Origin of the sequence: Pseudarthrobacter sp. NPDC092202 (genome assembly GCF_044755505.1) — a bacterium.
GTDB lineage: Bacteria > Actinomycetota > Actinomycetes > Actinomycetales > Micrococcaceae > Arthrobacter.
The window spans coordinates 174010-187859 of the sequence record NZ_JBIVRG010000001.1; the positions used below are offsets into that span (position 1 = coordinate 174010).

A 13850-nucleotide genomic window follows, 5' to 3' on the forward strand; every position below is an offset into this window, starting at 1 on the left:
GCCCACCATGACAATGACAGATCCTGTCGCAGACATGCTTACGCGTCTGCGCAATGCAAACTCGGCATACCACGACACCGTGACCATGCCGTACAGCAAGCTCAAGGCACGCGTTGCTGACATCCTCAAGGCTGAAGGCTTCATTGCCGGCTGGAAGGAAGAAGACGCGGAGGTTGGCAAGAAGCTGACCATCGAGCTCAAGTTCGGACCGAACCGCGAGCGTTCAATCGCTGGCGTTCGCCGTATCTCCAAGCCGGGCCTGCGTGTTTACGCAAAGTCCACCAACCTGCCGCACGTGCTCGGTGGCCTGGGTGTCGCAATCCTGTCCACCTCTTCCGGCCTCCTGACTGACAAGCAGGCCGGCAAGAAGGGCGTGGGCGGCGAAGTCCTCGCGTACGTCTGGTAACGGGAAAGGAAGAGAATAATGTCACGTATTGGACGTCTCCCCATCACCGTTCCTGCCGGCGTTGAGGTCAAGGTTGACGGCTCTGTCGTCAGCGTCAAGGGCACCAAGGGCGAGCTGAACCACACTGTGGCCAGCCCGATCGAGGTCACCCTGGATGCAGACACCCTGACCGTCGCCCGCCCGAACGACGAGCGCGCCTCCCGTTCACTCCACGGCCTGACCCGCACCCTGATCTCCAACATGATCGAGGGCGTTACCAAGGGCTACGAGAAGAAGCTTGAAATCGTCGGTACCGGTTACCGCGTTCAGGCCAAGGGATCCGACCTGGAGTTCGCTCTTGGTTACAGCCACCCGGTCAACGTCACCGCACCGGACGGCATCACCTTTGCAGTTGAGACCCCGACCAAGCTCTCTGTTTCAGGTATCAACAAGCAGCAGGTCGGCGAGGTTGCTGCCAACATTCGCAAGCTGCGGAAGCCGGACCCCTACAAGGGCAAGGGCATCCGTTACGCCGGCGAAGTCATCCGCCGCAAGGTCGGAAAGGCTGGTAAGTAACCATGGCCATCTCAATTAACAAGAAGCGTACGAACAAGAGCAAGTCTGCTTCGCGCAGCCGCCGCCAGCTTCGTATCCGTAAGCGCATCTCCGGTACGGCTGTACGTCCGCGTCTGGTCGTCAACCGTTCCGCACGCCACGTATTCGTCCAGGTTGTCGATGACACCAAGGGCCTGACCGTAGCGAGCGCCTCCACTCTGGAAGCCGACCTTCGTGCATTCGACGGCGACAAGACCGCCAAGGCCAAGCGCGTTGGCGAACTGGTTGCCGAGCGTGCCAAGGCTGCCGGTATCGAAGCTGTTGTCTTCGACCGCGGTGGTAACAAGTACCACGGCCGGATCGCCGCCGTCGCTGACGGTGCACGTGAAGGTGGGCTGTCACTGTGACGGAAGCAAACAAGGAAAAGGACACTGTGTCTGCAGATCAGAAGGCTACTGAAGCCACAGCTGCCGCTGAGACCACTGCCCCCGCAGCTGCCGACGACCGCCGTGGCGGCGCTCGTCGCGGCGAGCGTGGCGACCGTGGCCAGGGCCGCGGCGACCGTGGTGGCCGTGGCGGCCGCGACGGCGGCCGTGAAGCCGAGAAGAGCCAGTTCGTAGAGCGCGTCGTTACCATCAACCGCGTTTCCAAGGTGGTCAAGGGTGGTCGTCGCTTCAGCTTCACCGCCCTGGTCGTCGTTGGTGACGGCAACGGCATGGTCGGCGTTGGCTACGGCAAGGCTAAGGAAGTTCCTGCCGCAATCGCGAAGGGCGTTGAAGAAGCTAAGAAGTCCTTCTTCCGCGTTCCCCGCGTTGGCAGCACCATCCCGCACCGCGTTCAGGGTGAGGCTGCAGCCGGCGTCGTAATGCTGCGTCCGGCTTCCGCCGGTACCGGTGTTATCGCCGGCGGCCCGGTCCGTGCAGTACTGGAGTGCGTGGGTATCCACGACATCCTCTCCAAGTCGCTCGGTTCCTCCAACGCCATCAACATCGTTCACGCGACCGTTGATGCCCTGAAGCGCCTCGAAGAGCCGGCAGCAGTGGCAGCACGCCGCGGCCTGCCCCTCGACGAGATCGCTCCGGCGGCCCTGGTGAAGGCACTCCTGAACCCGAAGGCAGGTGCCTAGTTATGGCTAAGAACCTGGTTCCCTCCGACGCTCAGTTGGAGATCACTCAGATCAAGTCCGCCATTGGCGGCAAGCAGAACCAGCGCGACACCCTCCGGTCCCTCGGCCTGAAGCGTATCGGACAGACCGTTGTCCGCACCGCCGATGCCGTGACCGTTGGAATGCTCAACACGGTTCCGCACCTGGTAAAGGTAGAGGAGGCGAAGTAAATGGCAGAGAAGAACACTGCTGACAAGGCACAGGCTGCTGAGAAGCAGAACGCCCTGAAGGTTCACCACCTGCGTCCCGCCCCGGGTGCCAAGACCGCCAAGACCCGTGTTGGTCGTGGTGAAGCATCCAAGGGTAAGACCGCTGGACGTGGCACGAAGGGTACTGCAGCCCGCTACCAGATCAAGGCTGGCTTTGCCGGCGGCCAGCTGCCGCTGCACATGCGCCTGCCGAAGCTGCGCGGCTTCAAGAACCCGTTCCGGGTTGAGTTCCAGGTTGTAAACCTGGACAAGCTCAACGAGCTGTTCCCCGAAGGTGGCGCAGTCACCGTGGAGAACCTGGTCGAAAAGGGCGCCGTTCGCAAGAACCAGCCCGTCAAGGTGCTGGGCACCGGCGATATCACCGTCAAGGTGGACGTCACCGCCCACGCATTCTCGGCCAGCGCTGCTGAGAAGATTGCCGCAGCAGGCGGAAGCGCCACCGCTCTCTAGAGCCGGTGGGCGCCTAGCCCGTTGTTGAACTCCCGGTCCTGGGGCTACCGCCCCGGGGCCGGGAGTTTTTCCATCCGCCCGGCGTTTTTTCGATGCCATCCGGCGCAGCGGCGCCCGGGCGGATTGTTCGCAGGGCGCATCCACCCGTTAGACTCGGTTGTCGGGATTTATAGATCCCCATCACACCACTCTTATTCACACCACAGGAGGACGCTTGCTTAGCGCATTTGGCCGGGCCTTTCGCACGCCTGATCTGCGACGCAAGTTGTTGTTCACGCTGGGAATCATCACCATCTTCCGCTTGGGTGCCTTCATTCCCTCGCCTGGTGTGAACTACCAGAATGTCCAGCAATGCTTGCAGAACGGTCAGACGGCAGAGGGGCTGTACCAGCTCGTTAACCTGTTCAGCGGCGGCGCGTTGCTCCAGGTGTCCATCTTCGCGCTGGGCATCATGCCGTACATCACGGCCAGCATCATCGTCCAGCTGCTCCGGGTGGTCATTCCCCGGTTCCAGCAGCTCTACGAAGAGGGCGCTTCAGGCCAGTCCAAGCTGACCCAGTACACCCGGTACCTCACCATCGCGCTGGGCCTCCTCAACGCCACCACGCTGGTATCGCTCGCGCGCTCCGGGCAGCTTCTTCCGGGGTGCAACCTGCCGATCATTCCTGACAGCAGCGTTATCACCACCATCCTGCTCATCATCACCCTGACGGCCGGCACCGGCCTGATCATGTGGATGGGCGAGCTCGTGACCGAGAAGGGCGTGGGCAACGGAATGTCCCTGCTCATCTTCACGTCCATCGCCGCCACGTTCCCCACGTCCCTGGGCGCCATCTGGAGCTCGCAGGGCCCCGGAACCTTCTTCATTGTCCTCGCGGTCGGCCTGCTGACAGTGGCCCTGGTTGTCTTTGTCGAGCAGTCGCAGCGCAGGGTCCCGGTGCAGTACGCCAAGCGGATGATTGGCCGCCGCACCGTGGGCGGCACCAGCACCTACATCCCCATCAAGGTGAACATGGCCGGTGTTATCCCGGTGATCTTCGCCTCCTCGATGCTCTACCTGCCGGGCCTGATTGCCCAGTTCAACCAGCCCGCGCAGGGCGAGCAGCTCCAGCCGTGGGTCGAATGGATCAACAACAACCTGGTCCGCGGCGACCAGCCGATCTATATGGTGCTGTACTTCGCCATGATCGTGTTCTTTACCTACTTCTATGTCGCGATCACCTTCAACCCTGAAGAGGTCTCGGACAACATGAAGAAGTACGGCGGCTTCATCCCGGGTATCCGCGCGGGGAAGCCGACCGCTGACTATCTGCAGTACGTGCTCTCCAGGATCACCCTGCCCGGAGCCCTGTACCTGGGCTTCGTGGCGTTGATCCCGCTGGTGGCACTGGTGCTGATCAACGCAAACCAGAACTTCCCGTTCGGTGGCACCTCGATCCTGATCATGGTGGGCGTTGGTTTGGAGACCGTCAAGCAGATTGATGCGCAGCTACAACAACGTCACTACGAAGGGCTTTTGCGATGACGAGAATGCTGATTATTGGACCTCCCGGTTCCGGAAAAGGAACGCAGGCGGAGCGGATTTCAGAGCGCCTCGGCGTTGTGGCCATCTCCACCGGCGACATCTTCCGCGCCAACGTGAAGGGCGAGACGCCGCTTGGCATCGAAGCCAAGAAGTACATGGACAACGGCGACTTCGTCCCTGACAGCGTCACCAACAAAATGGTCCGGGACCGGCTCAGCGAGTCCGACGTCGAAAACGGCTTCCTGCTGGACGGCTACCCCCGCACCACCGCCCAGGTGGACTACCTGGACGAGATCCTTGCCAAGGGTGAGGAAAAGCTCGACGTCGTCCTGCAGCTGACTGCCGACGATGAGGAACTGGTCCACCGCCTCCTGGGCCGGGCCAAGGAAACGGGCCGGAGCGACGACAACGAAGCCGTCATCCGCCACCGCCTTGACCTCTACCACGAGCAGACCGAAGCCGTGGTGGCGAAGTATGCCGAGCGCGGCATCCTGACCCAGGTGGACGGCATCGGCGGCATCGACGAAGTCACCGACCGCGTCATGCAGGCCATCAAGGCGGCACAGGCAGCCTGATTCAGGCGAACGTATTCCGAGGCTCCTCCCGGCAACCGGGAGGAGCCTCAGCCATTTGAAAGAAGGAACACCATGGCCTTTGGCCAGCCCCGCATCGAATACAAGACCAACGCCCAGATGCGCACCATGCACGAGGCAGGCCTTGTCCTGAGCCGTGCACTGGACGCAGCCGTTGCCGCAGCAGTGCCCGGTGCCACCACCAAGCACCTCGACGACGTCTTCGCCGCTGTCCTGAACGAAGCGGGCGCCAAGTCCAACTTCCTTGGCTACCACGGCTTTCCGGCCACGATCTGCACCTCGGTCAACGAAGAAGTGGTCCACGGTATCCCGGGCAGCCGGATCCTCAATGACGGGGACATCATCTCGATCGACGGCGGCGCGATCGTGGACGGCTGGCACTCCGACTCGGCCAGGACCGTCATCGTGGGCACGGCTGACCCGGAGGACCAGCGCCTCTCGGACGTGACCCGGGCAGCAATGTGGCACGGCATTGCAGCGTTGGCCACCGGAAAGCACGTCGGCGATATCGGGGCCGCGATCGACGATTACGTTTCGTCCGTTCCCGGCAAACCGCTGGGGATCCTCGAGGACTATGTGGGCCACGGCATCGGTTCAGAAATGCACATGGCTCCGGACGTGCTGAACTACCGCACCACGCACCGCGGCCCGAAGATCAAGCCAGGTCTGTGCCTGGCGATCGAGCCCATGCTGGTGCGCGGCGGCATTGAAACCGCGGTCCTGGAGGACGACTGGACAGTTGTCACCACGGACGGCAAGCGGTCGTGCCAGTGGGAGCACTCCGTGGCGGTCCATGAGAAGGGCATCTGGGTGCTGTCAGCGCCCGACGGCGGTGCGGAGCACCTGGTGCCCCTCGGCGTCACCCCGGTGCCCATCCCGTAGGCCGCAGCCAGCAGCGCGGCAGGCCCACAGCCCCACGGCTCAGCCCCAAGCAGCCCCAACAGAAGCGCCAGGTGCCGTTGTGATCCCACAACAACACCTGGCGCTTCTTGCATTCGGGAAAGTTACCCCAGCTTCGGCTTGACGTCCTTCTCGTAGATGCCTTCCAGCGTCTTCTTCAGGCTGGCCATGGTGGCCTTCACGTCCGCCTGCTGGGTGAGGATGGCAGCTGCCGCCTTGGCCAGTTCCTGGTCGGCGCCTGGGAGGAACACCCGGGCATTGTCCTGGACCCGGGTGACAGCCAGCTGGTCCACGGCGGTTTGGATCTGCGGCGTCTGGGCCAGGACCGCCTTCATGTCCGCCGACTCTCGGGTGGGCATGTAGCCGGTGGCCGCCGAGAAGGCTGCGCTGTTTTCCGGTTCGGTCATGAACTTCAGGAAGGTTCCGGCAGCCAGCTGCTCTTCCTTGCTGATGCCGCTCGGGATGCCCAGGCCGGCGCCGCCGGTGGGGCAGACGTTGGTCTCAGCCTTCGGTCCGCCGGGAAGGAAGCCCACGCCCACATTGAACGGTGCCGACTTCAGGACGCCAAGGAGGGACCCGGTGGAGGAGATCGTGGACGAGGTCAGACCGGCGGAGAAGTCGTCTGCAGCTTCCTTGGAGGAGACGCCGGCCCAGCCGTTCTTGTAGATGGAGTCCTGGGCCCACTGCAGCGCTTCGACCGCTTCGGGCGAATCGCAGGTGATTTCCCATTCCTTGGACCAGGAGCCGCCCCACCCCCACAGGTTGTTCTGCAGCGTCCAGCCCGCGTATCCGGCCAACGCCGGGTAGATGTAGGCGTACTGCGCTCCGGAGCTGGCTTTGAGCTTAGGTGCCCACTCACCGAATTCCTGCCAGGTTTTGGGTGCCCTGTCCGGCAGGCCGGCGGCCTGGAAGTGGTCCTTGTTGTAGTAGAACAGCGGAGTCGAGCGGCCATAGGGGAGGGCCCACTGCTTGTCGTTGTACTTGTAGTCGTCCACGAGCGACTGGCGGAAATCGTCCAGCTTGATGTCCAGCTGCTTGACGAGGGCATCCACCGGGATGATGCTGCCGTTGGTGAAGTACCGGAACCACCACACGTCGGAGAGGACCACGACGCCCGGGAGGCCCGATTTTGCCGCCTGGGAGGTCTGGAACTTCTGCGCGATTTCCTCGTAGTTCGCGCCGGCCGTGACCAGGTTGACCCTGATGTCCGGGTACTTGGCATGGAACTTCTCAATAATGGACTTTTCGACGTCCTGCGACTTACCGGGGTGGTTGGACCAGAAGTCGATTTTCGCGGCCGGCTTCACTCCGCTGAAGTCGAGGTCGGCGGCTTCGCTGGCCACGGGGGTGCCGCTGGTGGACGGGCCGCCGCAGGCTGCCAGGGCAGCGGCGGACGCCGTGACCCCGGCGAGTCCCAGGAAGTGCCTCCGATCGAGGTGCTGTGTCATTGCAGGTCCTTTCGTTGGGTGCCACATTGAGGAGTTGGGTGCTTCTTCTGTGATGAACGACGGCGGCACGGGCTTACCCGGTGACGCTGCCTTGGGTGAGCCCGGCCACGATGTAACGCTGGAGGGCTGCGAAGACGATGAGGATGGGGACGATCACCAGGACGGCCCCGGCCATGAGGATGCCCCATCCGGAGGCATTGCTCTCTGAGTTCTGGAGCAGCGTCAGGCCCACCGGCAGGGTCATGGTGTCCGGGCGGTCCGTGATGATTAGCGGCCAGATGTATTCGTTCCATTCGCTGACGATGGTCACCAGTGCCACCGTGGCGATGGAGGGAACGGAGATGGGCACCACGATCCGCCACAAGCGGCGCCAGTGGCCCGCCCCGTCGATTTCAGCCGACTCAAGGATGGAGTTGGGAAGGGTGAGGAAGTGCTGCCGGAGGAGGAAGGTGCCGAAGGCGGTGCCGAGGCCCGGCAGGATGATGCCCCACAGCGTGTTCTTCCCGCCCATGCCCGAGATCAGGATGTAGTTGGGCAGGATGGATACCTGGGGCGGCACCATGAGTGCAACCAGGATGAGCATGAAAATGGCGTTCTTGAACGGGAAGCGCACGAACACCAGTGCGTAGGCGGTGAGGATGGCCAGGACGACCTTGACGCTGGCGCCCGCCGCCGTGACGATGGCGCTGTTGAGGAAGAACTGGCCGAACGGCACGGTGGTCATGGCGATCTGGTAGTTCTGCAGGTTGAGGCCTTCAGGCAGGATCTCAAGATCCATGGTGATGATTTCACCGGGCTGCTTGAACGAGCTGAGCACCATCCACAGCAGCGGCAGGAAAACCACCAGGGTGGCCAGGATCAGCGGGACGTACCCGCCCAGGACGGCCTGTACCAGGTTGCGCCGGGAGAAGGGCCGGTCCCGGGCAATGGCCTGTTCTGCCGCCTGCGTGGGCGGGGCTGTGGGGTCCGGATTGACCGGTGACAGGGAGCTCACGAGTAGTGCACCTTCCGTTCCACGAAGCGCAGTTGGAACACGGTGATCACCAGGAGGATCGCGAACAGGATCACCGAGATGGCCGCGGAGTAGCCCGCCCGGTTGAAGGCGCCGAACGCCTGGAGGTAGGCCTCGTAGATGAGGGTGCTGGTGCCGGTTCCCAGCGGCGTCATGATCCTGATCAGGTCAAAGGCCTGCAGCGAACTGAGCATGCTGGTGATCAGCAGGAAGAATGTGGTGGGGGACAGGAGCGGCAGCGACATGGTGATGAAGCGCCGGAACCCGTTGGCGCCGTCGAGTGATGCTGCCTCCATGACATCCTGCGGCAGGGACTGCAGTCCTGCCAGGTACACCACCGCGCAGTATCCGAGGTTTTTCCAGACGTAGACCAGGATGACCATGACCAGGGAAAGCTGGGGGTCGTTAATCCACTGCGGGCTCTGCTGGCCGATGCCCCGGAGCAGCCAGGCGAGCACGCCGTAGCCGGGATCGAAAATGAAGAGCCACACCAGTCCCACGCCGACGCCGGACAAGACATAGGGAGCGAACACCGCGGAGCGGGCGAATGTGGTTCCCCGGACTTTCGCATTCAGTGCCAGGGCGATGAGCAGTCCGAGGATCATGGATCCGCCCACGGTCACCACCGTGAAGATTGCCGTGGTGCCCAAGACTTTGGAGGCGTCGTCGCTGGTGAAGAAGGTGACGTAGTTGTTGATGCCCACCACCGTGGCGGATGGCGACCCAAGGGTCCAGTCCAGCGTTGAGTAGTAGATGTTGCTGATCAGTGGCCGGTACGTGAAGACGGCGATCAGCACCAGGTTCGGTAAGGCGAGGGCGAGGAACACGAAGAAGTCACGCCGGGTTCTCTGCGTCCAGCGCCGGCGTCGGGGGATGGCTGCCGGCCCGGGCTTGGTGGGCTTGGTGGAAGGATGGGGTGCGAGTTGACGTGTCATGCGGTCTCTCACGGGATTCGTGCCTGCTCGTGGCTGGCCGTGGTCGGGGAAGTCTAGCCATTACTTCACCACAAGGTCAGCAGGCAGAAAGCCGCATTTGCCCTCGTCAGAGGACTGTTAGACGAGGCTTCGTTGCCCGTTAACGCTGTGTTGGATGCAGTCTTGCACAAAGTTTGGTTGAAAGGCAGGGACCCGCCCGTATTCATCCGTTTGATGGCCAAAAGGGGAGAATGGGTGCCATGGGAGCAATCACTGACGTACCCGGCCTGCGGGTGGGGCACCAGCAGAAGTCCGACGACGGTTGGCTGACTGGTGTCACGGTGGTCCTGCCGCCGCCGGGCACCTGCGGGTCGGTGGACGTGCAGGGCGGCGGACCTGCCACCCATGAAACTGATGCCCTGGATCCCACCACACTCGTCAGCACGGTGGACGCCGTTGTCCTCACCGGGGGCAGCGCCTATGGCCTCGCCTCCGCCGCCGGCGCCCAGCGGTGGTGTGAGGAGAACGGCCGCGGTTTTGCGGTGCCCGGGGGAGTAGTCCCTATCGTGCCGGCAGCCGCGATCTTCGATCTCGGCAGGGGCGGGGACTTTTCGGCGCGTCCGACGGCGGAGATGGGCTACGCGGCAACCGCCGCCGCTGCGGCGCAAACGGAAGGGCACGACGTCGGACGCGGCAACGTGGGTGCCGGCACCGGGGCAGTCATGGCCCGGACGTACAAAGGCGGGATAGGCACAGCTTCGGCCACGCTCGACAACGGCGTCGTGGTCGGTGCAATTGCTGTCGTCAACGCTCTTGGACTGCCGGTAACTCCGTCGGGGAATAGCGAACCTTCCGCGCGCTCGGTCGTGCCGCCCCAGGAGCCCCCTAACCTCGCAAGCTCGGCCAGGGAGCCCGGCTCGCGTGGGCCCACCTTAGACGCGCGCTTCCGGGCCGCGGAACCTGCCCACCTGGACGCGCCGTTCAATACCACCCTTGTTGTCGTGGCGACCAATGCCGTCCTGGATGTAGCCGAGTGCAAGAGAACCGCTTCTGCTTCGCATGCCGGGATTGCGAGGGCCCTGAACCCGTCGCATACGCTCGCCGACGGCGACACTGTTTTCTGCCTGGCTACCCAGGCCGTGGCACTCGACCGCAGCGATGAAGCTGCCCGCCAGCTCAGCCTCATAACGCTGCAGAGCGCGGCAGCCGACGTCGTACGTTTGGCCATCCTGGATAGCGTAGCCAGCGCGGAGGCCGTGAGCACTCCCGCCGGTGATTATGGTGTGTACGGCGCCCGGTAGGTTACCATTGCCGATTTAACTTTTCCGGTGATACCGAGTAGTGTTGTTTGTTGGTTGTCTGGACTGCCACGCCCTTTTGGGTCTGGAGCCGGCAATCGATCCAACCAAAACGTTCGTGGCCATGTCCGGTGCAATCCGGCGGGGCTGCGGCAACAACAGTTAGCGGAGGGTATGGCCAAGAAGGACGGGGTCATTGAGATCGAAGGCGTTGTGACCGAGGCGCTGCCTAACGCGATGTTTCGCGTTGAGCTCACCAACAAGCACATCGTTCTGGCACACATCTCTGGAAAGATGCGTCAGCACTACATCCGAATCCTCCCTGAGGACCGCGTAGTGGTGGAGCTGAGCCCGTACGACCTCACCCGTGGTCGTATCGTCTACCGCTACAAGTAAATTGCTGGGCGGCTTCAGTGCGAGCTGACTGCCGCTCCAGTTGACCAACTGTTACACGCAAAGGAATGCCATGAAGGTCAAGCCGAGCGTCAAGCAGATCTGCGAAAAGTGCAAAGTGATCCGCCGTAATGGCCGGGTCATGGTGATCTGCGAGAACCCGCGCCACAAGCAGCGCCAGGGCTAATTCCCTTCATCGGGAAATCCTGGGTTGCTAACCCACGCAAGTAAATAAAAGGCAGCACAAGCTGATCTGGGACGTATGGAGCCCGGGCAGCTAACCCCCGGTCGGAGGCTGGGGCCGTACAGCACGTGCGGGTGTACTGCCTACGACCTCCGGTTTATCAAGGAGTACTGCCACTATGGCTCGTCTCGCTGGCGTAGACATTCCCCGCGAAAAGCGGCTGGAAATTGCGCTTACTTACATCTACGGCGTGGGCAAGACCCGTGCACACGAAACCCTGGCTGCCACTGGCATCAGCGCCGACGTTCGCGTCAAGGACCTGACTGATGCACAGCTGGTTGAGCTGCGTGACTACATTGAAGGCAACTACAAGGTTGAGGGTGACCTTCGCCGCGAAGTAGCAGCAGATATCCGCCGCAAGGTTGAAATCGGCAGCTACGAAGGCCTGCGCCACCGCAAGGGCCTGCCCGTACGCGGACAGCGTACGAAGACCAACGCCCGTACCCGCAAGGGCCCGAAGCGCACCGTCGCCGGCAAGAAGAAGGCCCGTTAAAATCCCCGCCGGGATTAACGGACTTTCCCCCAATAACTTTCTGTAGGAGAAATAATGCCCCCGAAGACTCGTGGCGCGGTTCGCAAGCCGCGTAAGAAGGACAAAAAGAATATCGCGCTGGGCCAGGCGCACATCAAGAGCACCTTTAACAACACCATCGTTTCCATCACGGATCCGAGCGGCGCTGTTATCTCTTGGGCTTCCTCAGGTGAGGTTGGCTTCAAGGGCTCGCGTAAGTCCACCCCGTTCGCAGCCCAGATGGCTGCCGAAGCTGCTGCCAAGCGTGCCCAGGAGCACGGCATGCGCAAGGTTGACGTTTTCGTCAAGGGACCGGGTTCCGGACGCGAGACCGCGATCCGTTCGCTGCAGGCCGCAGGCCTCGAGGTTGGCTCCATCCAGGACGTCACCCCCGCTGCACACAACGGCTGCCGCCCGCCGAAGCGCCGCCGCGTCTAAGGCTGCCAACGCCGCATGAGCTTGCCCGGACCGCTGACGGTCCGGGCAAGCCCAGCGCGTTAAGTCTTCAGACCGAATTTCCACCACCTGTGTTGCGTCATATAGCGGATGCTCGCCGAAAGGAAACCTAAGTGCTCATTGCACAGCGCCCCACCCTCTCCGAAGAGGTAGTCTCCGAAAACCGTTCGCGTTTCATCATTGAACCGCTGGAACCGGGCTTCGGCTACACCCTCGGAAACTCCCTCCGCCGTACCCTGCTCTCCTCCATCCCCGGTGCTGCCGTAACCAGCATCCGGATCGATGGCGTGCTGCACGAGTTCACCACGGTTCCGGGTGTCAAGGAAGATGTCACTGAGATCATCCTGAACATCAAGAGCCTCTCGGTGTCCTCCGAGCACGATGAGCCGGTTGTTGCCTACCTGCGCAAGCAGGGCCCCGGAGTCGTCACCGCCGCGGACATCGCTCCGCCGGCCGGCGTCGAATTCCACAACCCGGATCTGCACATCGCCACGCTGAACTCGAAGGGCAAGTTCGAACTCGAACTGACCATCGAGCGCGGCCGCGGCTACGTTTCGGCAGCTCAGAACAAGTCCGGCGACGCAGAGATCGGCCGTATCCCGGTCGACTCCATCTACTCGCCGGTGCTGAAGGTTACTTTCCGCGTGGAAGCAACCCGTGTTGAGCAGCGCACCGACTTCGACAAGCTGATTGTCGACGTCGAGACCAAGCAGGCCATCGCCCCGCGCGATGCCGTCGCTTCCGCAGGCACCACCCTGGTGGAGCTCTTCGGTCTGGCACGTGAGCTGAACACCGCAGCTGAAGGTATCGAGATCGGCCCGTCGCCCACCGACGCTGCCCTGGCAGCCGACATGGCACTGCCGATCGAGGATCTGGACCTCACCGTCCGTTCCTACAACTGCCTCAAGCGTGAGGGCATCCACACCGTGGGTGAACTCGTTGCCCGCTCCGAGGCTGACCTGATGGACATCCGCAACTTCGGTGCCAAGTCCATTGACGAGGTCAAGGCAAAGCTGGTTGAACTGGGCCTGTCCCTCAAGGACTCGCCTCCCGGTTTTGACCTCGCAGCACGCGCCGCAGCAATCGAAGAGGACGACGCCGCCTTCGGCGACGACGAACTCTAAACCAGACCTTGGCCGGCGGGCCGCACCACGGTGTGCAGCCCACGGCTTCCATTTGAGGAGAAACAACTATGCCTACCCCCACTAAGGGTCCGCGCCTCGGAGGCGGCCCGGCTCACGAGCGCCTCATGCTCGCGAACCTGGCAGCATCCCTGTTCGAGCACAAGCGGATCACCACCACGGTGACCAAGGCCAAGCGCCTGAAGCCGTACGCAGAGCGCCTGGTGACCTTCGCCAAGCGTGGCGACCTCGCTTCCCGCCGCCGGGTCCTCGGCCTGATCAGCAACAAGGGCGTCGTCCACGAGCTGTTCACTGACATCGCCCAGGCTGTGGAGAACCGCGACGGCGGCTACACCCGCATCACCAAGATCGGCAACCGCAAGGGCGACAACGCTCCCATGGCCGTCATCGAACTGGTGCTTGAGCCGGTTTCCGCCAAGCAGGCCGTTGTAGCCGAGGCTACTTCCGCCGCCAAGCGCGACGCCGACAAGAAGGAAGCCGCTGCTGCCCCGGTTGCAGAAGAGGCTCCCGAGGCTGAGGCCGCCGAGGCCCCCGCAGCTGACGAAGCTGCTGAGGCACCTGCTGCTGAAGAAGCTGCAACCGAAGAGGCCCCGGCCGCTGAGGAAGCACCCGAGGCTCCCGCAGCCGAGGAAAAGGACGCGAAGTAATTC

19 protein-coding genes are annotated in these 13850 nt (G+C 62.9%); 16 read left to right on the forward strand and 3 right to left on the reverse strand.

All coding sequences use genetic code 11. From position 1 onward, the window contains the following. Nucleotides 1–7: 7 nt before the first annotated feature. The 9 genes from rpsH to map all read left to right on the forward strand — a co-directional run bounded on the left by rpsH (nt 8) and on the right by map (nt 5764). Complete coding sequence (gene rpsH, locus ACIQF4_RS00875) at nt 8–406, forward strand: 30S ribosomal protein S8 (RefSeq protein ID WP_041652213.1); 399 nt, start codon at nt 8–10, stop codon at nt 404–406. Nucleotides 407–424: 18 nt separating this feature from the next. After that, nucleotides 425–961, forward strand: a complete 537-nt coding sequence (rplF, locus tag ACIQF4_RS00880; protein ID WP_102975104.1) for a 50S ribosomal protein L6 — start codon at nt 425–427, stop codon at nt 959–961. A gap of 2 nt (nt 962–963) precedes the next feature. Then, nucleotides 964–1347, forward strand: coding sequence for a 50S ribosomal protein L18 (rplR, locus tag ACIQF4_RS00885; RefSeq protein ID WP_079596676.1), 384 nt, complete (start codon nt 964–966; stop codon nt 1345–1347). Then, complete coding sequence (rpsE, locus tag ACIQF4_RS00890; RefSeq protein WP_174176732.1) at nt 1344–2066, forward strand: 30S ribosomal protein S5; 723 nt, start codon at nt 1344–1346, stop codon at nt 2064–2066. Before rplR ends, rpsE begins: the two co-directional genes overlap by 4 nt. 2 nt (nt 2067–2068) lie before the next feature. Further along, on the forward strand, nt 2069–2275 hold the full coding sequence (rpmD, locus tag ACIQF4_RS00895; RefSeq protein ID WP_066277852.1) for a 50S ribosomal protein L30: 207 nt from the start codon (nt 2069–2071) through the stop codon (nt 2273–2275). Beyond that, entirely contained in the window at nt 2276–2764 is a 489-nt protein-coding gene (gene rplO, locus ACIQF4_RS00900) for a 50S ribosomal protein L15 (protein ID WP_400516296.1), read from the forward strand. Nucleotides 2765–2978: 214 nt separating this feature from the next. Next, nucleotides 2979–4289 carry a preprotein translocase subunit SecY gene (gene secY / locus ACIQF4_RS00905; protein WP_350002067.1) on the forward strand — a complete coding sequence of 437 codons (1311 nt, stop codon included), beginning with the start codon at nt 2979–2981 and terminating at the stop codon, nt 4287–4289. A gap of 5 nt (nt 4290–4294) precedes the next feature. Beyond that, entirely contained in the window at nt 4295–4864 is a 570-nt protein-coding gene (locus tag ACIQF4_RS00910) for an adenylate kinase (protein ID WP_350002143.1), read from the forward strand. A 72-nt stretch (nt 4865–4936) separates the two neighbouring features. Beyond that, on the forward strand, nt 4937–5764 hold the full coding sequence (gene map, locus ACIQF4_RS00915) for a type I methionyl aminopeptidase (protein WP_350002065.1): 828 nt from the start codon (nt 4937–4939) through the stop codon (nt 5762–5764). Between the two features lie 122 nt (nt 5765–5886). Here map and ACIQF4_RS00920 read toward each other — a convergent pair whose 3' ends face one another. The 3 genes from ACIQF4_RS00920 to ACIQF4_RS00930 all read right to left on the reverse strand — a co-directional run bounded on the left by ACIQF4_RS00920 (nt 5887) and on the right by ACIQF4_RS00930 (nt 9177). Further along, on the reverse strand, nt 5887–7230 hold the full coding sequence (locus tag ACIQF4_RS00920; RefSeq protein ID WP_400516297.1) for an ABC transporter substrate-binding protein: 1344 nt from the start codon (nt 7228–7230) through the stop codon (nt 5887–5889). Nucleotides 7231–7303: 73 nt separating this feature from the next. Continuing rightward, the gene (locus tag ACIQF4_RS00925) at nt 7304–8158 is read right to left on the reverse strand and encodes a carbohydrate ABC transporter permease (protein WP_350002142.1); all 855 of its coding nucleotides are present in this window, start codon (nt 8156–8158) and stop codon (nt 7304–7306) included. 62 nt (nt 8159–8220) lie between these two features. After that, entirely contained in the window at nt 8221–9177 is a 957-nt protein-coding gene (locus tag ACIQF4_RS00930) for a sugar ABC transporter permease (protein WP_350002062.1), read from the reverse strand. 239 nt (nt 9178–9416) lie between these two features. Here ACIQF4_RS00930 and ACIQF4_RS00935 point away from each other — a divergent pair, with 239 nt between their 5' ends. The 7 genes from ACIQF4_RS00935 to rplQ all read left to right on the forward strand — a co-directional run bounded on the left by ACIQF4_RS00935 (nt 9417) and on the right by rplQ (nt 13847). Beyond that, nucleotides 9417–10457, forward strand: a complete 1041-nt coding sequence (locus ACIQF4_RS00935) for a P1 family peptidase (RefSeq protein ID WP_400516298.1) — start codon at nt 9417–9419, stop codon at nt 10455–10457. Nucleotides 10458–10628: 171 nt separating this feature from the next. Then, nucleotides 10629–10850 carry a translation initiation factor IF-1 gene (infA, locus tag ACIQF4_RS00940; protein ID WP_009358723.1) on the forward strand — a complete coding sequence of 74 codons (222 nt, stop codon included), beginning with the start codon at nt 10629–10631 and terminating at the stop codon, nt 10848–10850. Nucleotides 10851–10920: 70 nt separating this feature from the next. Continuing rightward, on the forward strand, nt 10921–11034 hold the full coding sequence (gene rpmJ, locus ACIQF4_RS00945; protein ID WP_009358722.1) for a 50S ribosomal protein L36: 114 nt from the start codon (nt 10921–10923) through the stop codon (nt 11032–11034). Between the two features lie 175 nt (nt 11035–11209). Beyond that, nucleotides 11210–11584, forward strand: coding sequence for a 30S ribosomal protein S13 (rpsM, locus tag ACIQF4_RS00950; RefSeq protein WP_003803743.1), 375 nt, complete (start codon nt 11210–11212; stop codon nt 11582–11584). A 54-nt stretch (nt 11585–11638) separates the two neighbouring features. Continuing rightward, nucleotides 11639–12040, forward strand: coding sequence for a 30S ribosomal protein S11 (rpsK, locus tag ACIQF4_RS00955; protein ID WP_018760435.1), 402 nt, complete (start codon nt 11639–11641; stop codon nt 12038–12040). 131 nt (nt 12041–12171) lie between these two features. Continuing rightward, entirely contained in the window at nt 12172–13182 is a 1011-nt protein-coding gene (locus ACIQF4_RS00960; RefSeq protein WP_013601812.1) for a DNA-directed RNA polymerase subunit alpha, read from the forward strand. 68 nt (nt 13183–13250) lie between these two features. Further along, nucleotides 13251–13847, forward strand: coding sequence for a 50S ribosomal protein L17 (gene rplQ, locus ACIQF4_RS00965; protein WP_231454765.1), 597 nt, complete (start codon nt 13251–13253; stop codon nt 13845–13847). The last annotated feature ends 3 nt before the right edge of the window (nt 13848–13850 follow it).